This window comes from Vibrio parahaemolyticus, from assembly GCF_900460535.1.
GTDB classification, from domain to species: domain Bacteria; phylum Pseudomonadota; class Gammaproteobacteria; order Enterobacterales; family Vibrionaceae; genus Vibrio; species Vibrio parahaemolyticus.
The window spans coordinates 684674-704544 of the sequence record NZ_UHIL01000002.1 but is presented as its reverse complement, the minus strand read 5'-3'; the positions used below and the strand labels follow the sequence as shown (position 1 = coordinate 704544).

The 19871-nt window shown below is 46.1% G+C and carries 20 protein-coding genes; 12 read left to right on the top strand and 8 right to left on the bottom strand.

The window, feature by feature from the left end; translation table 11 throughout:
• The first annotated feature begins 159 nt into the window (after positions 1 to 159).
• The 3 genes from putA (at position 160) to putP (ending at position 5640) form a co-directional block, all read left to right on the top strand.
• Positions 160 to 3291 (top strand): bifunctional proline dehydrogenase/L-glutamate gamma-semialdehyde dehydrogenase PutA, encoded by a 3132-nt coding sequence (gene putA, locus DYB02_RS20060; RefSeq protein ID WP_029805950.1) that lies wholly within the window; start codon positions 160 to 162, stop codon positions 3289 to 3291.
• Between the two features lie 11 nt (positions 3292 to 3302).
• Entirely contained in the window at positions 3303 to 4010 is a 708-nt protein-coding gene (locus DYB02_RS20055) for a 1-pyrroline-5-carboxylate dehydrogenase (RefSeq protein ID WP_005467523.1), read from the top strand.
• Between the two features lie 136 nt (positions 4011 to 4146).
• Positions 4147 to 5640, top strand: a complete 1494-nt coding sequence (gene putP, locus DYB02_RS20050; protein WP_005484781.1) for a sodium/proline symporter PutP — start codon at positions 4147 to 4149, stop codon at positions 5638 to 5640.
• 75 nt (positions 5641 to 5715) lie between these two features.
• Here the strand turns inward: putP and DYB02_RS20045 are convergent, their stop codons facing one another.
• Complete coding sequence (locus DYB02_RS20045) at positions 5716 to 6246, bottom strand: GNAT family N-acetyltransferase (RefSeq protein WP_029806434.1); 531 nt, start codon at positions 6244 to 6246, stop codon at positions 5716 to 5718.
• Positions 6247 to 6394: 148 nt separating this feature from the next.
• On the opposite strand from DYB02_RS20045, the gene DYB02_RS20040 reads away from it, so the two are divergent.
• Positions 6395 to 6634, top strand: a complete 240-nt coding sequence (locus DYB02_RS20040; protein ID WP_005466432.1) for an RNA recognition motif domain-containing protein — start codon at positions 6395 to 6397, stop codon at positions 6632 to 6634.
• 90 nt (positions 6635 to 6724) lie between these two features.
• On the opposite strand, the gene DYB02_RS20035 is transcribed toward DYB02_RS20040, so the two are convergent.
• The gene (locus DYB02_RS20035; protein ID WP_005484769.1) at positions 6725 to 7159 is read right to left on the bottom strand and encodes a hypothetical protein; all 435 of its coding nucleotides are present in this window, start codon (positions 7157 to 7159) and stop codon (positions 6725 to 6727) included.
• A gap of 18 nt (positions 7160 to 7177) precedes the next feature.
• The gene (locus DYB02_RS20030) at positions 7178 to 7711 is read right to left on the bottom strand and encodes a GNAT family N-acetyltransferase (RefSeq protein ID WP_029806432.1); all 534 of its coding nucleotides are present in this window, start codon (positions 7709 to 7711) and stop codon (positions 7178 to 7180) included.
• 360 nt (positions 7712 to 8071) lie between these two features.
• On the opposite strand from DYB02_RS20030, the gene DYB02_RS20025 reads away from it, so the two are divergent.
• Positions 8072 to 8320, top strand: coding sequence for a hypothetical protein (locus tag DYB02_RS20025; protein WP_020838321.1), 249 nt, complete (start codon positions 8072 to 8074; stop codon positions 8318 to 8320).
• A 7-nt stretch (positions 8321 to 8327) separates the two neighbouring features.
• On the opposite strand, the gene DYB02_RS20020 is transcribed toward DYB02_RS20025, so the two are convergent.
• The gene (locus DYB02_RS20020) at positions 8328 to 8495 is read right to left on the bottom strand and encodes a hypothetical protein (protein ID WP_005466428.1); all 168 of its coding nucleotides are present in this window, start codon (positions 8493 to 8495) and stop codon (positions 8328 to 8330) included.
• 322 nt (positions 8496 to 8817) lie between these two features.
• Here DYB02_RS20020 and DYB02_RS20015 point away from each other — a divergent pair, with 322 nt between their 5' ends.
• On the top strand, positions 8818 to 9294 hold the full coding sequence (locus DYB02_RS20015; protein WP_005465952.1) for an Lrp/AsnC family transcriptional regulator: 477 nt from the start codon (positions 8818 to 8820) through the stop codon (positions 9292 to 9294).
• Between the two features lie 81 nt (positions 9295 to 9375).
• Here the strand turns inward: DYB02_RS20015 and DYB02_RS20010 are convergent, their stop codons facing one another.
• Both DYB02_RS20010 and DYB02_RS20005 read right to left on the bottom strand, forming a co-directional pair.
• Complete coding sequence (locus DYB02_RS20010) at positions 9376 to 10083, bottom strand: DUF445 domain-containing protein (protein ID WP_025793590.1); 708 nt, start codon at positions 10081 to 10083, stop codon at positions 9376 to 9378.
• Positions 10084 to 10678: 595 nt separating this feature from the next.
• Positions 10679 to 12529: an ABC transporter ATP-binding protein gene (locus DYB02_RS20005; RefSeq protein ID WP_029804309.1), complete on the bottom strand. Its 1851-nt coding sequence runs from the start codon at positions 12527 to 12529 to the stop codon at positions 10679 to 10681.
• Positions 12530 to 12932: 403 nt separating this feature from the next.
• Here DYB02_RS20005 and DYB02_RS20000 point away from each other — a divergent pair, with 403 nt between their 5' ends.
• Positions 12933 to 13934, top strand: a complete 1002-nt coding sequence (locus tag DYB02_RS20000; protein ID WP_029804307.1) for an arginine deiminase-related protein — start codon at positions 12933 to 12935, stop codon at positions 13932 to 13934.
• Positions 13935 to 14046: 112 nt separating this feature from the next.
• Here the strand turns inward: DYB02_RS20000 and DYB02_RS19995 are convergent, their stop codons facing one another.
• A complete protein-coding gene (locus DYB02_RS19995; RefSeq protein ID WP_025540660.1) occupies positions 14047 to 14970 on the bottom strand; it encodes an AraC family transcriptional regulator in 924 nt (307 codons plus the stop codon).
• A gap of 365 nt (positions 14971 to 15335) precedes the next feature.
• Between DYB02_RS19995 and DYB02_RS19990 the strand changes: the two genes are divergently transcribed.
• The 4 genes from DYB02_RS19990 (at position 15336) to DYB02_RS19975 (ending at position 18158) form a co-directional block, all read left to right on the top strand.
• Positions 15336 to 15785 carry a cupin domain-containing protein gene (locus DYB02_RS19990; protein ID WP_029804305.1) on the top strand — a complete coding sequence of 150 codons (450 nt, stop codon included), beginning with the start codon at positions 15336 to 15338 and terminating at the stop codon, positions 15783 to 15785.
• A 35-nt stretch (positions 15786 to 15820) separates the two neighbouring features.
• Positions 15821 to 15955, top strand: coding sequence for a hypothetical protein (locus DYB02_RS25995; RefSeq protein WP_005461377.1), 135 nt, complete (start codon positions 15821 to 15823; stop codon positions 15953 to 15955).
• Between the two features lie 58 nt (positions 15956 to 16013).
• On the top strand, positions 16014 to 16664 hold the full coding sequence (locus DYB02_RS19980) for a carboxymuconolactone decarboxylase family protein (RefSeq protein WP_021452860.1): 651 nt from the start codon (positions 16014 to 16016) through the stop codon (positions 16662 to 16664).
• Between the two features lie 255 nt (positions 16665 to 16919).
• Positions 16920 to 18158: a DEAD/DEAH box helicase gene (locus DYB02_RS19975; RefSeq protein WP_029804303.1), complete on the top strand. Its 1239-nt coding sequence runs from the start codon at positions 16920 to 16922 to the stop codon at positions 18156 to 18158.
• A 66-nt stretch (positions 18159 to 18224) separates the two neighbouring features.
• Here DYB02_RS19975 and DYB02_RS19970 read toward each other — a convergent pair whose 3' ends face one another.
• On the bottom strand, positions 18225 to 18917 hold the full coding sequence (locus DYB02_RS19970; protein ID WP_029804302.1) for an MOSC domain-containing protein: 693 nt from the start codon (positions 18915 to 18917) through the stop codon (positions 18225 to 18227).
• Positions 18918 to 19028: 111 nt separating this feature from the next.
• Between DYB02_RS19970 and DYB02_RS19965 the strand changes: the two genes are divergently transcribed.
• The gene (locus DYB02_RS19965; protein ID WP_025507538.1) at positions 19029 to 19844 is read left to right on the top strand and encodes an AraC family transcriptional regulator; all 816 of its coding nucleotides are present in this window, start codon (positions 19029 to 19031) and stop codon (positions 19842 to 19844) included.
• The last annotated feature ends 27 nt before the right edge of the window (positions 19845 to 19871 follow it).

Below are 19871 nucleotides of genomic sequence, written 5' to 3'. Positions count from 1 at the left end.
ATCTATTTGAATGTGACTATGTGGATGTTTTGTTATAAAAGCGAGTTTTTGGCAAAAATATCGTAGTTTTTGACAAGTATTATTATCGGCCTCAAAATACACTGCCAGCCATTGATGATCCTCGAAGCGGTTTTCGAGGAGTGAGATTGAGGAACACACATGTTTACAGCTACGAACGTGTTGACACCGGAATTTATCGGGCAGCCGCTTGATAAGTTGTGGTCACTGATCTCGCCATTGTATATGGTGGACGAGTCTCAATGGCTAGAGCAATTATTGCCACTAGCGACGCCGACAACGGAAGAAAAATCGGCGATCACTAACCAAACGACCAAACTTATTGAAGCCATTCGTGCCGATAAGAAGTCAATCCAGATGATTGATGCACTTTTGCTGGAATACAGTCTCGATACTCAAGAAGGTATCTTGCTGATGTGTCTTGCAGAAGCGTTAATGCGAATCCCGGATGCGGCAACCGCAGACGCGCTGATTAAAGACAAGTTAAGCGTTGCGGACTGGAAATCTCACCTGAAAAACTCAGACTCTGTTTTCGTTAACGCGTCAACATGGGGCCTAATGCTGACAGGTAAAGTGGTCGGTCTTGGTGAGCAAGGCACCCAGAGCCCAAGTCAGGCTGTAAACCGTCTGGTTAACAAATTCTCTGAACCTGTGATTCGTAAAGCCATGTATCAGGCAATGAAGATCATGGGTCACCAGTTTGTTCGCGGCCGCACGATTGAAGAAGCACAGAAAAATGGTCGCCCGATGCGCGACAAAGGTTTCACTTACTCATTTGATATGTTGGGTGAAGCGGCGCTAACAACAGCGGATGCAAACAAATACTTCAAAGATTACCTAATGGCGATCGAAGCGGTGGGTCGCGAGACTTACGGTAACGACACCAGCCCTGCGCCTTCGGTTTCTATCAAGCTTTCAGCATTGCACCCTCGCTACGAAGTGGCGAACGAAGAGCGTGTTATGACTGAGCTGTACGAAACGCTCATGCAACTACTAAAACGTGCGATTGAAGTCGACGTTGCGATCACGATTGATGCAGAAGAAGCTGATCGCCTTGAGCTGTCTCTAAAGCTGTTCGAGAAGATTTACCGCAGTGACCTCGTGAAAGGTTGGGGCAAGTTTGGTCTTGTTGTGCAAGCGTACTCGAAGCGTGCTCTACCAGTATTGGTTTGGCTCAATGCCCTTGCGAAAGAGCAAGGTGACTTGATCCCACTTCGCTTGGTAAAAGGCGCGTACTGGGATAGCGAAATCAAATGGTCACAACAAGCGGGCTACGACAACTACCCAGTGTACACACGCAAAGAAGCGACCGATGTTGCTTACCTTGCATGTGCGCGTTTCCTATTAAGCGAAGGCGTACGTGGTAATATCTTCCCGCAGTTTGCCAGCCACAATGCGCACACAGTTACTGCGATTGCAGTGATGGCGCAGCATAAGGATTTTGAATTCCAACGCCTACACGGCATGGGAGATTCACTCTACAACCACGTGATGGAGAAATACGGTCAACCTGTTCGTATTTACGCTCCAGTTGGTAGCCACGCGGATCTACTGCCTTACCTTGTTCGTCGTTTGCTAGAAAATGGCGCAAACAGCTCGTTTGTACACCGTTTGGTTGACGCGCGTTGCCCAATTTCTGAACTGACACATCACCCTGTGGATGCGCTAACCAGTTTTGCGACGCTGAATAACGATAAGATCCCAATGCCTTCAGGTATTTTCCCTGAGCGTAAAAACTCTTACGGCGTCAACATCGATATCGAAAGCGAAGCAAAACCATTTGAAGCGCAAGTTGAAAGCTTCCTAAACAATAAGTGGGTTGCGGGCCCTGTGATCAACGGTGAACGTTTTGCCGAAAGCATGATCAAGGAAAACCTCGCTGAGATCATTACCGCGCCTTACGATCGTCGTGTTGAAGTGGGTCAAGTAGCTTTTGCAACTCTTGATCATGTTTCCGCTGCGATTGAAGCGGCGCAAGCGGCATTCCCAGAATGGAAAGGCACTGCGATTGAGCAAAAAGCGAAGTGTTTAGAAACACTTGCTGACCTGATGGAAGCAAACTTGGCGGAGTTGGTGGCGATTTGTCATCAAGAAGCGGGTAAAGCCATTCACGACAGCATTGATGAAGTTCGTGAAGCGGTTGATTTCTGTCGTTACTACGCAAAACAAGCGCAAAACCTACAACCATTTGAACTGGAAGGTTTTGATGGTGTGAAACGCATTTCAAGCCGTGAAGGTCTTGGTGTGTTCGTTTGTATTAGCCCTTGGAACTTCCCTCTGGCGATTTTCCTTGGTCAAGTAACCGCGGCGCTTGTTGCGGGTAACACTGTGGTTGCTAAACCGGCTGAACAAACCAGCTTGATTGCTGCTCGCGCGATTGATTTGATGCTGGAAGCTGGCTTCCCAGCTGGCGTAATTCAATTACTTCCTGGTCGCGGTGGTGAGATTGGTCATGCACTAACCTCTCACGACGCCATCGCAGGTGTCGCATTTACGGGCTCTACGGCAACGGCACAGCGCATCAACGTAACGTTGGCAGAGCGTACCGCGAAGCCAGTACCGTTTATCGCGGAGACTGGCGGCCAAAACGCCATGATCGTCGACAGTACTGCACTGCCAGAGCAGGTGGTTCGTGATGTGATTCGCTCTGCGTTTGCATCGGCGGGTCAACGCTGTTCTGCGCTTCGTGTGCTGTTTGTACAAGAAGACGTTGCGGACCGCATCATCACCCTTATCCAAGGTGCGATGAAAGAGCTACACGTTGGCTTGCCTTACTTGCACAAAACCGATGTGGGTCCGGTTATTGACCGCAATGCGAAGCAAAAACTCCTTGCTCACCTAGAACAGATGAGCGGCACGCAGAAGAAAGTTGCGCAGCTGCAACTGGAAGAAGCGTGTCAATACGGCGATTTTGTTGCGCCAAGTGCGTTTGAAATCTCAGGCATTGATGTTCTGAAAGAAGAGCAATTTGGTCCTATCTTGCACATTGTTCGCTTTAAAGCGTCTGAACTGCCAAACGTGGTAGAGCAGATCAACCAAACAGGTTTTGGTCTAACAATGGGCATTCACAGCCGTAACGAAACCACTTATCGCTGGATTGAAAAGCACGCTCGCGTGGGTAACTGCTACATCAACCGAGATCAAGTTGGTGCGGTTGTTGGCGTTCAGCCATTTGGTGGGCAAGGCTTGTCTGGTACAGGTCCAAAAGCTGGTGGTCCTCACTACTTGTACCGCTTTACACAACATCTTCTTGCTCAAGCAGAGAACGCATAAGGAGTCGCATTATGGTTCATCAGATCACATATTTTAAAGATGCATTCTCTGCTTGGGAGCAGTGGAATCTGACCGATTTTGATTACAAATGCGAACATGTGTTGGCATTAAAATCTGCACTAGAAGGGCAGAATGCTGTTGTGGCAAAAGTAGTGTCTTACCACTTGCAACAAGCGTCTGCACTGCTTGCAGAACCTCATCAGTTAGTAGGCCCTACGGGGGAAACTAACGAGCTGTACGCGGCTGGTCGTGGTGTGGCTTTGGTGATTTGTGAAAACAACATCGAAAACACGGAAAACGCGCTGTACAGCACTTTTGCAATGATCACTTGTGCCCTCATCGCAGGTAACAGTGTTGTGATTTGCAGCGACAATGCCGAGCTAAACCGACTGGTTGAGCAAGCGGTATCGTCAACAAACTTCCCATCTAACTTAGTCCAAGTAGTTGCGTACGATGCGTCTGCCCCGTTGCTAGAAAGCGATGTACGTAGTGTGGGTTATGTTGGGCATTCTCAGGTTGAGCATGCGCTCAATCTTCAATTGGCTAAGCGCGATGGTGCTATCGTTGGCTTAGTTTCTGAAACGGATTTGGAGTCACCAAAACTGGCTCACGATCCGCATCTCTCGTTGCGCTTTATTACTGAGCGTACTCGAACGATAAATATTACAGCGGTGGGTGGTAACGCGACTCTACTCGAGTTGGGGAACGAAACTCACTAACCTGACTTGTGACACCAATTTGAAATAACCAGCCTGAGAGCTTGTTCAGATTGGTGTCTCTTGCTTTGATGTATTGCTGAGATGGCAAAATGTCAGAGAAGACAAGGAAGGAAATAATTATAACGAGGACTATCAAATGATAGAAAATAGCTTTGCTATCACGTCCACTTTTGTGGCGTATTTAATAATTATGGTTGCCATTGGCGTTTACGCGTATAAGAGGACTTCCAATTCATCTGACTACTTCCTAGGTGGCCGTAGCCTAGGTCCGTGGCCTGCTGCGTTATCTGCAGGTGCATCAGACATGAGTGGCTGGCTGCTACTAGGTTTGCCAGGTTACGCGTATGCAGCAGGTATCGAGGCATTTTGGTTAGCAGGTGGCCTACTTGCTGGTACATGGGCCAACTGGTTCATCAGTGCAAAACGTCTGCGTACTTACAGCATCCAAACTGACGCGTTAACATTGCCAGAGTTCCTGTCACGTCGTTTCAACGACAAATCAAAACTGATTCAGACCATCTCTGCGTTTTTCATTCTTCTATTCTTCCTTTTCTACACCAGCTCAGGTTTGGTTGCAGGGGGCAAACTGTTTGAAACCGTATTCGGCCTTGATTACAGCATTGCAGTAGTTATTGGTACAGTTTGTGTGGTTTCTTACACGCTGTTCGGTGGTTTCTTAGCGGTATCTTGGACTGACTTAGTGCAAGGCCTATTGATGGCTGCAGCACTGATGATCGTTCCGATTGCTGTTATGGACGGTGGTTTTGGCCAACTGTCTTCAGACATGCACAACATCAACCCAGAGCTACTGACGTTGTGGAATGATGTGAAAGGTGAGCCGCTGTCAGCGATCGCGATTATCTCGCTAGCGGCATGGGGTCTTGGCTACTTTGGTCAGCCACACATCCTAGCGCGTTTCAAAGCATCACGTTCAAACAAAGACCTAACTACAGCGCGTCGTATCGCTGTGGGTTGGACTGCGCTTTCAATGGCAGGTGCAATGCTAGTGGGTCTTGTTGGTTTGGTATGGGTGACTGGCCACCCAGGCACGCAACTAGAAGATGGTGAGAAAATCTTTATGTTGCTTGTGAACACCGTATTCCACCCAGTGGTCGCTGGTATCCTACTAGCAGCAATCCTAGCGGCAGTAATGAGTACAGCAGATTCACAGCTTCTAGTATCTTCGTCTGCACTAGCAGAAGACTTCTACAAGCAAGTGATCAAACCTGATGCTTCTTCAGAAGAAGTGGTGATGATTGGCCGTGTGGGCGTTATCGTGATTTCTTTGATTGCATTGTTCCTAGCAATGACACCAGACAGCTCTGTGCTAGGTCTTGTATCTTACGCTTGGGCGGGCTTCGGCGCGGCATTTGGCCCTGCCGTAGTACTTAGCCTTTACTGGAGCGGTATGAACCGTAACGGCGCACTAGCGGGCATCCTAGTGGGTGGCGTGACCATCGTAGTTTGGAAACAGCTAACTGGCGGTTGGTTCGACGTTTACGAAATCGTACCGGGCATCATCTTCTCAACACTGGCTATCGTGTTGGTTAGCAAGATGACTGGCGGTGCAGGTCAAGAAGTTCTAGACCAACACCAAGAGTACAAGCAGAAGTTGGTTGATTTAGACTAACCACTGCACAGATGACTAAAGCCCGCGAATATCGCGGGCTTTTTTATTGTGTTCAAATCGGTTTAGCTAAGCGGCTTACTCGCGGATTTTTGAGTAAATCACGGTGTTACTCAGCTCTCCCGATGTGGTAAGACGTTCGTTTCTGAGTTCGCCTTCGAACTCATAACCACAGCGCTCGGCTACAGCACGGCTCTTTTGGTTGGTGCTATCAGCATGAATTACGATTCTCTTGGCACCCAAATCATCAAACGCATAGCGCTCAACTTCGAGCACAGCCTCGGCAACATAACCATTGCCAACGGCTGCATCATCTAACCAATAACCTATCTCAAAGGATGGTACGTCGGGATCTCGAATCATCAAACCGACCGCACCCAGTAAGCGATCGCTTTCCTTTTCAATGATGTAGTAACGCAGCTCTTCTTCGAAGTTTTCAAAGTTTGCGATGGCTTTCTCTGTCCCTTCTATCATCGCTTCTAATGTCAGCACATGAGGCACCCACGGCAGATAGACTTCGAGAGTCTTTTGGCTGCGAACGACAGCTTGATGCGCCTCTTCGGCTCGTTCTAAACAAGCGGGGATGAGTTTGAGACGTTTCGTTTCCATGCTGGCTATCCTATGGGTGAAAAATGAACGGAAAATCATTTAAACAGATGTACTTAGAATGATCTAGTCACCGCCGTCTTATTATTCACTTGGTTTGCCAGAGAGAAACTGAGAGAATCGAACCGTTATCAAACCAACTAGGTTCATTATGAAACTTTTAGTAAGAAACTTGGCTCGTCACATGACTGAGCAAGATATCCGCAAATTATTCTCAGCGTACGGCAAAGTAGAACTGTGTTCGCTAGTGCTTGATCAAGAAACGGGTTTGTCGAAAGGCTTCGGTTTTGTCATCATGCCGGACGAAGCAGAAGCAATTTCTGCTCTTGAAGCACTGAATTTGACGAACGTAGAAAAAAGCAAAATTCGCGTGAAAGTCGCACAAGACTAACACAGAGAAAAGCCAGCGTAATTGCTGGCTTTTTTGTCTTTCTATTTTGTGACCAAATTGGAAATTTCTGGAATATCTTCTTTTTTTGCTTTAACGACGTTGATCATCAATCCTCTTTTCAAGTTGTTTCATTAAATCCTTTAACTGCAGAGAATCGAAATTGTCAGAATTCGGCACTTGGTAAGAGTCGTTGACTGTGTAGATCATTAAACTTTGGCTGGAGAAGGACTCTTTCTGTATTTGGACTCTGACAATGTCATCAAGAGGTAGACGGAAGTAAACCGTTGAGCCCTGGCTGTACTTCAAGGCGCTAGTGCTTGCATCGATATATAGCGTTTTAGGATTGAACGCGCGGCGAGTGAAGTACGTTGAGAGCAGTTTCAATCCGACTATTGTGAGTGCCAAGAGTCCAAACTCGACGAGCTTGTCTGCTAGGTAGGAAAAATAGAACAGCGACAACGATACAGTTCCCAGCAAGAAAGGGTTGTTCTTGGGCAGATTTTGTGAAGTTTCATGGATGATCATCCGACATATCCCTCGACTTTATTCAGAAGCGACGAACGTGAGTTGGTAGACACAAACCTTTCGTTCTTTGCCTTGCATGCGCAATGCTTTGTCACCGACGTAAGGGATCTTTAGTTTTTGGATCACCGATTTAGAACGCTGATTGTCCACCAAATGCATCACGGTTATTCCGTTTAACTCAAAGTGAATTCGAGCAAATTCGAGTAAGGCTTTGGAGGCCTCGAATGCATAGCCTTTTTCCCAATGTGGCACGCCAACCCAGTAGCCTAATGTTCCGTACCCCTCTTCGATACGCGGTAAACTCACCGCACCAAGTAATTCCCCAGTGTTTCGCAAGGTAATAGCGTACGCCACGCCTTGATGCTGCTGATACATCGGATCGTGCCTAGCTATCCATGCTTGCGCCATCGGTAGCTCATAAGGATGTGGGATGTTTGCTGTCATGTCGGCAATTCGCTTATCTCCAGCGAGTAAAGCCACTTGTTGGCAGTCACCTATATGGAATGGCCGGAGGACGAGTCTTTCGGTAGTGAGAGTCGGTTGTATCGTCATGCATTTCTTCCTTGATGAGACGGCTGTTGTTGCTAGCAACTGGTTTGCGGGGTAAATCGAGATAACAAAGCGTTACGAAAGCTCGACCTAGCCAACTGTAAAGTTGTCACGCGCCTTACTAAATAATAAGCCCTAACAATAGCTTATGTGTGATGTGTCGTATTATTACACACATAGGTGCTGTTTTTCATATAAGTGGTATAAAAGTTGAGGTCTGACCAAGGTCTCAGTTTTTTCATACTTTAGTAGGATTTTTTGAAGATAGGGCACAAAAAAGTAAAGGGGCTTTTTTATTGTGGAATTATTTTGAACAAAATATGTCAATTGTCAGTAGCACACAAAAGTTCAGGGAGAAGAGAGATGCCGGATATATATTGCTCAGCGTGTAGAAAATCAACGCAACATAAGGTGATCATGAAGCGTTGTGAGCCTCAAGCCGTTGACACGTTAACCGGTAAGGTGGTGAGTTTCACGCAACTGATGGCGAAGTTTGTCTCAGGTGAGCACTATTACGAGATGGAACCACAGTATTTTTGTCGTTGCTGCAACCACCGAGCGATCGGTGAAGTGGTACCTCACCCGGCAAGACACGTATCGGCCGCTCTGTAGTTTAACGTTACGCTGCTAAAGGTTCTTCGTTGGAGTAGGGCGATCCGTCGATCATCACTGGCCAGCCATAAGATGCGTATTCACGTGCTAAAAACTTCGCGACTTCGTGAGAAACCGTGGTGTATGTCCATTCGCCAACACCAAACGGTTTATACGCCAGTTGTAAGGTTAACATTGCTTTTTCCTCAATAATTTTTCCTATTATTGCCTTACTATTTGGCTCATTTCTTCTGTTTATAGCTCACTTTATTCTCTGCAAAGTTCATCGTTTCACTTTTTCATTCACACCGATTTTTCTCTTATAAAAGCCATGTGAGTGCCTTTGTTATTTATAAACTTATGTTAACAGCTAGGATGTGTTTTTAGGTTGATGATGACTTTTTGTGCTAAGCAAACGTTAAAACTAAGCGGAATTCACACGTTGTTCATTTGTTAGTTTGCAAACATAACGGTAACGATTAATGTAAAGCTCCCTGAGTTGTTACAAGGATGTGTTGATGAGCTACCAATTAGACAGGATTGATCTGCATATTTTGAGAGTGCTTCATTCACGCGGGCGAATTCCAGTCGTCGAACTGGCGAAGCAGATTAACTTAACCACGTCGCCGTGCTCAGATCGCGTCAAAAGGCTTGAGAAAGAAGGCTATATCAATGGTTATCATGCCGAGTTGAATGCTGAAAAATTAGGATTGGATGTTCAGGTGTTCATTCATATTCGTTTGGATCAAACCAGCTTCTCGATTTTTGAAAAGTTTGCCAAAGCGGTGGAATTGATGCCAGAAATTGAAGAGTGTTATTCGCTCTCTGGTGACTTCGACACCATGATTAAAGTCCGAGTGAAGAACATGAAAGCGTATCAAGAGTTCATGTCGAGTAAGCTAGGCACGCTACCGGGTGTTATTCAGACGCGAAGTGAAGTGGTGATAGAAGAGCACAAAACGGGATTTGGTGTGAATCCGGAGCTATTGGGTTAACGCATTTGTCATGGTACAGGACATAAAAAAAGGAGCCAACGGGCTCCTTTTTCGATAGGTCTTTGGATGTTTAGTGAAGGATTATGCGCCGACAAAGGTGCTAATAACACCAATTAAACCACCAAATACGCCACCCCAAACTACTAGCCAGCCTAGGTGTTCTTTAATCATTTTTTGCACCATTTCTTTAACCAATGCCGGCGTTAACTCGCTAAGGCGTTGGTCGATGATGCCTTCGATGTTCTGCTTAATCTCATCCATCATGGCTGGTGATTCAAACTGCTCTTTCAAAGCTTCTTTAATACTGTCGCTCTTGCTCAGTTCGATGATGGACACTTGCATCTTTTCGACGAAAGGTTGTCGCATCGGCTGTAGAGCTTCCGCACCACCAAACATCGCTAGCATGCCGCCAAACTGGGAGCCCTCAATGACTTCTACTAGTGAGTCAAAGGCTGGGTTTAGATCCACTTTCTCAATCACAGGTTGAAGATCGATGTTCACACCGCCCGCCATTTCTTTATTCAAGAATCGGTCGATGTTCGCTTCGGTAAAGAACTGTTCCATCATCAAATTTTTGATCGCCAGTTTGAATTCTTCAAACCGTGCGGGAATCACACCAGAACCGTATAAGCCCGGCACTTTTTCAAACAGCATGTGGATGGCAAGCCAGTTAGTGATGGCGCCAGAGAAGGCAAAGAGACCTGCATACCAAAGATAGTCGTTCTGAAATTGATGGCCCGCACCCATCAAAGCGATGGCGAGCAGATTCGTTAGCAAACTTTTGTTCATAGTGACCAGTTATGTATGAATAGAGGAAGAAATAAGTGGGCCAGATTCTATACCTAAGTCACATTGAGATGCTAGGTGTTGAGCAGATTGGTTTGCGTGGAAGCGTAGGGAGATAATTGAGGCTTTAGAAAAACAAAACCCGACAATCATTGTCGGGCCACTGCTTTTTCTTAGAAAAACTAAGATTCTATTTTTTAATTTTTAGATGCGGTAGATCTTACAACAAAGTTGGCATTTCCATCTTTCTGAATAGCCGAATAGCTTGTCAGCCCAACTAGGTTTTACTTGTACGATCTGCATTGAACCACATTTACACATAAGCTAATTACCTTATTGTTAATTTAATAACTAAGCCATCTATTGAGTATAGCTGCTTATCAAAAAGTGAAACGACAAATGAATTCAGCTAGGTACTCTGCATTGTGTCCATTGCAATAGATACGCAACGAGGCGCTATATTAGCAGAAAAAGTGTGATCTTCATCATTGTTGGTGTTTCATAAATGAGAATAAGTGAGTTCGTCAGTTCAGTGCTCATGTAATTCGAGAATAAAAAACGGCGCTTTAAGCGCCGTTTTTAAAGGGATGAAGCGGTGTTAAGAAGCTTGCTGATTGTCTAGTTCTTCACCAAGAAAACCGCCAGTTTGGTGTGCCCAAAGCTGTGCGTAGATGCCGTTATGAGCGATCAGCTCTTGGTGCGAGCCTTGCTCTACGACGTTACCTTTGTCGAGAACGATTAAGCGATCCATCTGGGCGATGGTCGACAATCGGTGTGCTATTGCAATCACGGTTTTGCCTTGCATGAGCCCGTTCAAGCTTTCTTGGATAGCCGCTTCGACTTCTGAGTCCAGAGCTGAAGTTGCTTCATCCAGTACCAACAGCGGCGCGTCTTTCAATAACACACGAGAAATAGCAATACGCTGACGCTGACCACCAGACAACTTCACGCCTCGTTCGCCAACTTGCGCATCGTAGCCGACATTGCCAAATGGGTCTGTCAGTGTTTCGATGAACTCGTGAGCGTGCGCTTGTTTCGTCGCTTTAAGCAGTTCCCCTTCTGAGGCGGTTGGGTTGCCGTACAAGATGTTATCTCTTATTGAACGGTGCAAAAGAGACGTATCCTGTGTCACCATACCAATTTTCGAGCGCAACGAATCTTGCGTGACGTCAGCAATGTTTTGACCGTCAATCTTAATGCTGCCTTCTTCCACATCATGGAAGCGTAACAGCAAGTTCACCAACGTGGATTTGCCTGCGCCAGAGCGCCCAACCAAGCCGACTTTTTCGCCAGGTTTGATGTCGAGATTCAGATGGTTGATGACGCCTTTGTTTTCACCGTAATGAAAGCTGACGTTATCGAACTGGATGCCACCTTGAGATACGACCAAGTCTTTCGCATTCGGTTTGTCTTGGATATCGATAGGTTTGGACAGTGTTTTCATGCCATCCACGACAGTACCCATGTTTTCAAACAGGGCTCCTACTTCCCACATGATCCACATCGACATGCCGTTAACGCGCAGTGCTAGGCTGACCGCAATAGCAATGGCACCGACGCTAATCGCGCTGTCTAACCACAGATAAATCGACAAAGCCGCGACGGAAAACACCAAGATGTAGTTGGAAATTTCAACCGCCACGTCAAAGCCTGTTACCAAGCGCATTTGGCGATAAACCGTGTTGAGAAATCCTTTCATGCCTTGTTCGGCATATTGGGTTTCTCGTTGGCTATGTGAAAACAGCTTCACGGTTTGGATGTTGGTGTAGCTGTCGACAATACGGCCTGTCATGGTTGAGCGCGCATCGGCTTGCTCAGAGGCTACATCTTTCAGTTTCGGTACAAAGTAAATCTGAATCGCGATGTAAACCAAAAGCCAGACAATCATTGGAATCATTAAACGCCAATCTGCAGCTGCTAACATCACGACCATACTGGTGAAGTAAACCGTCACGTAGACAAACACGTCCATGCTCTTCATGACCGTTTCACGTACTGCGAGAGAGGTTTGCATCACTTTGGTTGCAACGCGCCCTGCAAAATCATCTTGATAGAAGTTCAGACTCTGATTGAGCAGATAACGGTGAGCAAGCCAGCGAATGGACATTGGGTAGTTACCCAACAAGGTTTGATGCACCAGCAAAGAGTAGATAACAACCAAAAGTGGCATTACAACCAGAAGTAAGACGCCGTAAAAAATCAGATCCGCTCGGTTATCTTGCAAAAAGGTTTCTGGATTACTGGTGGAAAGCCAGTCTACTAGTTGGCCCATTGCACCAAACAGCATGACTTCAACGATGGCAACAATCGTCGACATCAGTGACATGATGATCAGTGGCTTTTCATACCCTCGGGTGTAATGGCGTAGAAAGGCAAAAATCCCTGAAGGGGGCTGATCGGGCGTAGATTTGGGAAACGGCTCTGTGAAGCCTTCAAATCGTTTAAACATAACTCATCCTAAAGTTAAAACAATGCCATCTCGGTCTACTGAATCCATCGATTTACACTGCTTGGACATTGCAGTGCGCACCGAGATAGGTGGTAAGAAATATCGTTGTCCGCTAGCCAGAAAAGCAGACGAGTTTGTGAGAGGGGCGAAAAAATAGTCTAACCGATCGCCTTTTAAATGTAACTAGTTGGTTATGAACTGAATTGAAATATCCCATTTATTGTATTTGTCATGTCCGAGCCACAAAAGCGTAAACCAGCAAAGTGACAATAAAAAATCGTGTTTCGCTGTCTAATTGCAGGAAAAATTACTTTTAGAGAATGGAAATAATCGCGAAAACAGCAAAACTGAAGTTAACAATAAATTTACAATCTCTCCATTCTAGAGATAAGGAATATATTGGATGCTATTACACGAATCAGTACCCCAATTTGCTGATGGGAAAGAAGAAAGCACACAAAGTGCTCTGCGCCAAACCGCAAACTGCGTAGTGATGGTGCCACCTAAAGAATTTCGTTTTAATGAAGAAACGGCGCAAGACAATGAGTTTCAGCATCAGGTGTCATTGAGCCAGAAAGAAGTATCACGAAAAACCATGGCTGAATTTTCGGCAATGGTTGCCACGTTGCGCCAAGAAGGAGTGCAAGTGGTGGAATTTGACTATCCAGTTTCTGATGTTGCGACGCCAGATGCGGTATTTCCAAACAATTGGTTTAGCACGACACCAGACGGCACGCTTTATACCTTCCCAATGGCGTGTGAAAACCGTCAGCATGAGGTGCGCCCAGAAGCGTTAATTGCCGCGCTAGCCGCTGCAGGACGTGAAGTTCATCAGCAAAGCAGTCTAACGGATTACCTAGGCGATCACGCGTACCTAGAAAGCACTGGTGTGATGGTTTTTGACCATCTAAACAAAACCGTTTATGCCGCGTTGTCACAGCGTTGTGACCGCCTAGTGTTGGAAGATTACGCGAATCGTATTGGTTCTGAGCGCGTGATTTCATTCCAAACCCGTTTGCCATCGGGTTCGCCGATCTACCATACCAACGTGATGATGGCTGTGGGTGAGCAGTTTTGTGTGATTTGTGATGAAGTGATCCCAGAATTTGAGCGTCGTTTTGTTTTGAAGTCTCTGGCAAAAGATAAACAAGTTATCTCAATTTCGCTTGATCAGATGAACCAGTTCTGTGGCAACATTCTGCAACTGGAAACCATCAACGGCGACAAGGTGATTGCGATGTCTCAATCGGCGTACGATGCATTCTCACCAGCACAAAGAAACCAATTGGCGACACACGGTAAATTGCTGCCATTCGACGTTTCCACCATAGAATCTATTGGTGGTGGTTCTGTACGTTGCATGTTGGGTGAAGTGTTCTTACCGAGTCGCAAGGCTGTGCTTTAATAAACTACACATTTTTTGTCAGCCGCAGTGAAGTGCTGATGAAGCGATCTCTTCATGGGTTTTTAGCCGTTAGCTCTGTGGCAGTACAGACTAACGGCTTTTTTGTGCCAATTTAGCCCAAATTTTCTCTTAGCGATTTGATGTCTTTAGACGGCGGTGCGCCAAACAAGCGGCTGTATTCCCGACTGAATTGAGACGGACTTTCATAGCCGACTTTGAATGTCGCAGCCATGGCGTCTAAGTTTTCTGTCAGCATCAATCGGCGTGCTTCACTTAAGCGTAACTTCTTTTGAAACTGTAATGGTGTCATGGACGTCATGGAGCGAAAGTGCGTGTAAAACGACGATTTACTCATACCTGTGTACGAAGCCAAATCTCCAACACTTAATGGTTTGACAAAGTTGTTTTTGAGCCAGTCGATGGCTTTGGCTATTTGATGGCTATGGCTGCCCGCAGTCACGATTTGATGGAGACGCGTGCCCTGCTCACTCATCAAAAGGCGATAAAAAATCTCCCGTTTAATGATGGGCGCTAAAATTTTGATGTTTTGGCCTTCGTCTAATAATTCTGCTAAACGTACAAACGCATCCAATAGAGATTCCGACAACTCACCGACAGCAATGCCTTTTTGCGCTTCTTTGGATTGAGTAAAGGCAAGTTCGCTATCGACAATCAGTTGGGAAATCTCGGTCAAATCCAGCTCCATGATCAGCCCTAAATAAGGTTGCTCCTCACTGGCTTCGATAATGTTGGCAATGATAGGGAGATCGACAGAAGAAATCAGGAAGTGGTTGGCATCGTAAATAAAGCTTTCCTCTCCCAATAAGACTCGCTTCCTGCCTTGCGCGATAAGACAAATACTTGGATTGTGGGTATAGCTCGTAGGCGGTGTCGGGGTTGTCCAACGACTGAACCTCAACCCCGAAATTGGCGTGTCGTATTGGTTTGCGTCTCCCGTCCATCGATCAATCAGTTTGGCTAATTTCTGAGTGGCGAATGCTCTACTTGGTAAGCTGGTAGGTGATAAATCTGACATCGCGAAAAGGCTCTCGGATTATTGAGGTTGTTATTCAATGTATATCACGACATTTTGCGAAGTAAAGATTATCAGGCAAGGCGCTGTTTTCCTTTTGTGCGATTTTGAACCGTTCCAATTTAAACGTTTTCAATCTCTATTCTTACTTATTTTGCTTTTAAATTAATGGTTTATTTATTGTTCTTGGCAGAAGAAGAGACGGTTGGTCGTCTCTAGTACCAAAATGTAAGTCCAATTGTTTGGAAAATTAGGCAAGTATTAGCCATGAATAGGCTAACGATAAATGGCCTGCGGCGTTAACGTTATCTACACAGTTTGGCGAATGCTCGATACGCATCCTGCATTCCATAAAGAGACGTAGAGCAATGGTTAATCACACAGCAAAAACACAGATTCCACAATCACTAAAAGCCGGAGTATTTAACGGCCATGGCATTTTTGATTTCGGGGCTAAGAACGAAGCGTATGCCGATTACTTCACGGGGACAAGCTACTTGGCGTTGCTCAACCAACCGGGGCTGCTCGTAGCAAATGTGACGTTTGAACCGGGCTGCCGTAATTTTTGGCACATTCATCACGAAGGCGGACAAATCTTGCTCGTGACGGGAGGCCGTGGGTGGTATCAAGAATTTGGTCAGCCAGCGCAAGCGCTCAACGTGGGCGACGTCGTGCATATTGCGCCTGGCACTAAGCATTGGCATGGCGCAGCTAAAGACAGCTGGTTTTCACATGTAGCAATAGAAATACCCGCCGAAGGAGCAAGCAATGAGTGGTGTCAACCCGTGACGGACGAAGAGTACGCCGAGCTTGGCTAATTGAACGCTAACTTAAGGACGTCGGACATCTGGCAATGACAGGCAAGCCAAGTAAATATCAAACTTACATGAGCGTACAGATTGCGCTCATTGGTGTCGCTTTTATGGCTCCTCAAGTCGCTTCGGCGTGTGGTCAACCAACGGAAGGTTCTGACAATGATCGCGATTAAAACTTCAATCAAGTCCATATTAATTTGGGTACTGACTATGACAACGATATCCGCCGTTATGCCTGCTTTTGCAACAGATAAATTGAGTAATAAAGAACGAGCCATCGTTCCAATCGCGGCTTTCACCGCAAGCGGTGACGTAGAAAAACTCAAGATTAGCCTGAATGATGGTTTAGAAAGCGGCTTAACGATCAATGAGATTAAAGAAGTTCTCGCTCAACTATACGCTTACGCAGGTTTTCCCCGCAGTTTGAATGGATTGGCTGCTTTTATGGAAGTAGTTGAAGTGCGCAAAAATCGTGGTATTACCGACATATTAGGGCGTGAATCGACGCCGTTGACGGCAGATAAAAGCAGCTTAGAGCTAGGCAGTCAGAACCAAACAACGCTGGTCGGTATGCAAGTCAAAGGCCCGCTGTTCGACTTTTCACCTCAAATAGATCAGTACTTAAAAGCCCATTTGTTTGGTGACATTTTCGCGCGTGACCTCCTGACGTGGAAACAACGAGAAATTGCCACGATTGCAGCGCTGGCAAATATCAAAGGAGTGAACAGCCAGCTTGCGGCTCACTACAACATCAGCATGAATAATGGCGTGTCTGCCGAAGAACTGAATGATTTCATTCTGGTTTTAAAGCAGTGCTGTGATGAAAGTATTGCGAGTAATGCTCAATCAGTATTGGATTCGGTGTTAGACGCCAAAAACTGATTGTTTTGGGTTTGGGAGATGTGTTCAATCGCTTTCTACACCAAGTAACGATTTACAATGTAAAACCGTTTTTAAAAGCGCAGGGTTTCGGCTCGGCGCTTTTTTGTTTTCTGAATATTTGCATCGGCGCCGCTTGGTTTAAGCGCCTAAAATAGGATGGTTCACCTAACAGATTGTGATAAAGTCCGCGCCTGCGTTTTACCGCATCTTCATTGTTTTTATTGCTTCTTCAACCAAAAGTACAAGGTTTCGCTAATGCCATTTTCTACTCTCTCATTGAGTTCTGAGCTGATTCACGCACTGCCAAAAGACTTCAAGAAACCGACCGATATTCAAGCGTTGGCCATTCCTGAGCTGTTGGCTGGTCAAGATCTATTGGCTTTGGCAAATACAGGCAGCGGCAAAACCCTTGCTTATGGTTTGCCTTTGTTGGAAAAGCTGAGTGTCAATCCAGAGCAAAAAGCGCTGATTTTGGTGCCAACTCGTGAGCTGGCAATGCAAGTGAGTGAAGCAATCAACCAAGTTGGTCAAGTTCTTGAATTCAACGCAGTGTGTTTGTGTGGCGGCGTTGATAAAGAGCAACAACAGCAGGCGCTAGCGACAAATCCTCATATCCTTGTCGCGACGACAGGTCGTTTGGTTGACCTAGCAAACAATGGCTTGGATTTGAGCAATGTTCATTATCTAGTATTGGATGAAGCCGACCGTTTGTTGGACATGGGCTTTTGGCCTGACGTACAAAATATTGCAGGGCAGATTTCAAACCAGCGTCAAACCGCAATGTTCTCGGCTACGTTTTCAGATGAGTTGAAGGATAAAGCGAAGCTGCTTATGCAGGCACCAAAGCAAGTTGCAGCGCATCAAGAAAATAGCACCAACCAAGATATTGCTGAAACACTGTACCTCGTCAACAAAGGCAGTAAAACCAAGGCATTGATTGAACTGATTCAAAAAAACGCGTGGACTCAGGCGTTAGTCTTTATTGGTGCGAAAGAGAACGCCGATGGCTTAGCGAAGAAGCTGAATAAAGCGGGCATCTCAACCAATGCGCTGCATGGCAATAAGAGTCAAGATGAGCGAGAAGAAGCACTGGCGCAGTTTAAATCTGGGCAAATTCAGGTGTTGATTGCCACCGATCTACTAGCGCGCGGCATTCACATTGAGCAATTACCTGTAGTGATCAACTTTGAACTGCCAATGCATGCAGAAACTTATGTTCACCGAGTAGGACGTACCGCTCGCGCAGGCGAACAAGGTGTGGCTATATCATTGGTATGTCATGGTGAAATGGACGCACTAAACGCGATTCGTCACCTGACTCAACGTGCATTGCCAGTGCAAGATCTGGTTGGTTTTCCAGTAACGGATAAGCCATCAACTGGCGAGAGCAAACGCGCGCCACGCGATAAAAAAGCCAACCGCCGAACTCATGCTAAGAAGAGCATTAAGCAGTTCCAAGGTAAGTCGAAACGCCCAGCCCCGAGTGCGAAGTAAACCAAAAAACACGCTCTTGACGGCATAGTCGGTTCAGAGCGTGGCTTAAAATTTTACTTTGGGGTGTTAACCCGCCGTTGGGCCAACCAAGCGCATTTCCCAATCTTCAACTTCGCCAGTTTCTAGGCGGCGCTCGACCAACTTGCCCCAAGATTCAACCAATGGCAGTTCTGTCAGTTGGCTTAGCTCTGTTTTATCCAGGCAGCCAGTGAAAACCGCGCCCATGATGCGAGCCAGTGGCCATTCTGGATAAAGTCTTTCACACAGAATAATCTCGTCACCTGCACCGATATCGCCTTCTTCCAGCACTCGGAAATACCAGCCTGTTCGAAGCGTATCTTGCAGTCTTCTCGCCATGTCGTGTTGGTCAAAGCGTACGTTAAGTTTCCAACAAGGCATGCGACCTTGCGACACTTCCAGTAGTGTTGAGCCGATGCGAATTTTATCGTTCAAGCAAATCGTGGATTCGGTTACGCCTTCGGAGCTGATGTTTTCGCCAAAGCCGCCGGCGGATTGGAAAATGGTTCTTTCGCCTAATTCTTGTTGCCAGATTGGGTAGTGCTCGCTTGGGTAAATATGAAGCGCTTTTTGAATGCCACCATGAAAGCGCGGATCGCCTTGCTCATCACTGGTAAAACCAAGCTCTGTTGCGTGCTGGCGCTCAGGCAGCACTTGTTTATTGATTGCGCTTTTCGCTCCATGAGCATAAGGGACGGTTTTCCCTGCTAGCACAGCTTTTACGACGCCGATTTTCTTCATGTAACCTCCTTATTATTTGAATGAGAGATAAAGTGTTTACCTTCATTCACGATGCGGAGCATGATAGCCTAGAGAACTTGTGTCGGAATAGGGATGAAAAGACAATCAACAATGCTAACTCGCCAAATTGATTCGAAGTCAGGCGTCATCACCTCCAATGAGATGATGGCCGCGAATCCCCATTCTCCTGTTTTGGTGAAAACCATCGACATGCCAAAAGGTTACATTGATGCGTTGCATCAACACACTTGGCATCAAATCATCTTTCCTATTAAAGGGTTATTGCAAACACAAACGGAGCATTATCAGCATTTGGTTCCGCACACTTCTGCGTTATTTGTTCCTGCGGGCGTTCAACACGAGTCGATTGCTCTAAGCAACACGATATTTGTTGGCATTTACCTCAACCCTGAGTTTGGCGCAACGTACGAGCCACAAGTGAGAACCATTGCTTTAACGCCGTTTTTAAATGAGCTTTTACAAGAGATCCGCAGACAGTGTGAAGGTGAGACAAGCCACGAAGAAGTGCTGCATTTGCTGGCGGTGTTGCATGATCAAATTTTGAAAAGCAACGTGCAGACATTTCAGTTATTGCTGCCACAAGACAGAAGACTAAAACTGATTTTCGAGCAGTTGACCGACGAGCCCGCGTTGAGCTGTTCGCTAAAAGAGTGGGGAGAGAAAATTGGCGCGTCTGAGCGCACTTTATCACGGTTGTTCGCCAAGGAATTCAACACTTCATTTCTGCTTTGGCGGCAACAAATTCGGCTAATTTACTCGCTTTCTTTGTTAGATGAATCGTTGTCAATCCAAGCCATTGCAGACCTAGTGGGTTATCAAAACGACTCATCCTACATCAAAGCATTTAAAGCCTATTTTGATATGACGCCACAACAGTTTAGAGTGAACGGCGCATCGCGCAGGTAGAAATACAGAGCTTCGACTTCACTTAAT

Excerpts from the sequence above, each read along its gene's own strand:
- DYB02_RS20030 (WP_029806432.1), bottom strand. The coding sequence starts at position 7,711 with ATGACGATACAACCGACTCTCACTACCGAAAGACTCGTCCTCCGGCCA.
- DYB02_RS20025 (WP_020838321.1), top strand. The coding sequence starts at position 8,072 with ATGCCGGATATATATTGCTCAGCGTGTAGAAAATCAACGCAACATAAG.
- DYB02_RS19975 (WP_029804303.1), top strand. The coding sequence starts at position 16,920 with ATGCCATTTTCTACTCTCTCATTGAGTTCTGAGCTGATTCACGCACTG.
- DYB02_RS20020 (WP_005466428.1), bottom strand. The coding sequence starts at position 8,495 with ATGTTAACCTTACAACTGGCGTATAAACCGTTTGGTGTTGGCGAATGG.
- DYB02_RS25995 (WP_005461377.1), top strand. The coding sequence starts at position 15,821 with ATGACAGGCAAGCCAAGTAAATATCAAACTTACATGAGCGTACAGATT.
- DYB02_RS20045 (WP_029806434.1), bottom strand. The coding sequence starts at position 6,246 with ATGGAAACGAAACGTCTCAAACTCATCCCCGCTTGTTTAGAACGAGCC.
- DYB02_RS19990 (WP_029804305.1), top strand. The coding sequence starts at position 15,336 with ATGGTTAATCACACAGCAAAAACACAGATTCCACAATCACTAAAAGCC.
- DYB02_RS20055 (WP_005467523.1), top strand. The coding sequence starts at position 3,303 with ATGGTTCATCAGATCACATATTTTAAAGATGCATTCTCTGCTTGGGAG.
- DYB02_RS20005 (WP_029804309.1), bottom strand. The coding sequence starts at position 12,529 with ATGTTTAAACGATTTGAAGGCTTCACAGAGCCGTTTCCCAAATCTACG.
- DYB02_RS20035 (WP_005484769.1), bottom strand. The coding sequence starts at position 7,159 with ATGATCATCCATGAAACTTCACAAAATCTGCCCAAGAACAACCCTTTC.
- DYB02_RS20040 (WP_005466432.1), top strand. The coding sequence starts at position 6,395 with ATGAAACTTTTAGTAAGAAACTTGGCTCGTCACATGACTGAGCAAGAT.
- putA (WP_029805950.1), top strand. The coding sequence starts at position 160 with ATGTTTACAGCTACGAACGTGTTGACACCGGAATTTATCGGGCAGCCG.
- DYB02_RS19965 (WP_025507538.1), top strand. The coding sequence starts at position 19,029 with ATGCTAACTCGCCAAATTGATTCGAAGTCAGGCGTCATCACCTCCAAT.
- DYB02_RS19970 (WP_029804302.1), bottom strand. The coding sequence starts at position 18,917 with ATGAAGAAAATCGGCGTCGTAAAAGCTGTGCTAGCAGGGAAAACCGTC.
- DYB02_RS19980 (WP_021452860.1), top strand. The coding sequence starts at position 16,014 with ATGCCTGCTTTTGCAACAGATAAATTGAGTAATAAAGAACGAGCCATC.
- DYB02_RS20000 (WP_029804307.1), top strand. The coding sequence starts at position 12,933 with ATGCTATTACACGAATCAGTACCCCAATTTGCTGATGGGAAAGAAGAA.
- DYB02_RS19995 (WP_025540660.1), bottom strand. The coding sequence starts at position 14,970 with ATGTCAGATTTATCACCTACCAGCTTACCAAGTAGAGCATTCGCCACT.
- putP (WP_005484781.1), top strand. The coding sequence starts at position 4,147 with ATGATAGAAAATAGCTTTGCTATCACGTCCACTTTTGTGGCGTATTTA.
- DYB02_RS20015 (WP_005465952.1), top strand. The coding sequence starts at position 8,818 with ATGAGCTACCAATTAGACAGGATTGATCTGCATATTTTGAGAGTGCTT.
- DYB02_RS20010 (WP_025793590.1), bottom strand. The coding sequence starts at position 10,083 with ATGAACAAAAGTTTGCTAACGAATCTGCTCGCCATCGCTTTGATGGGT.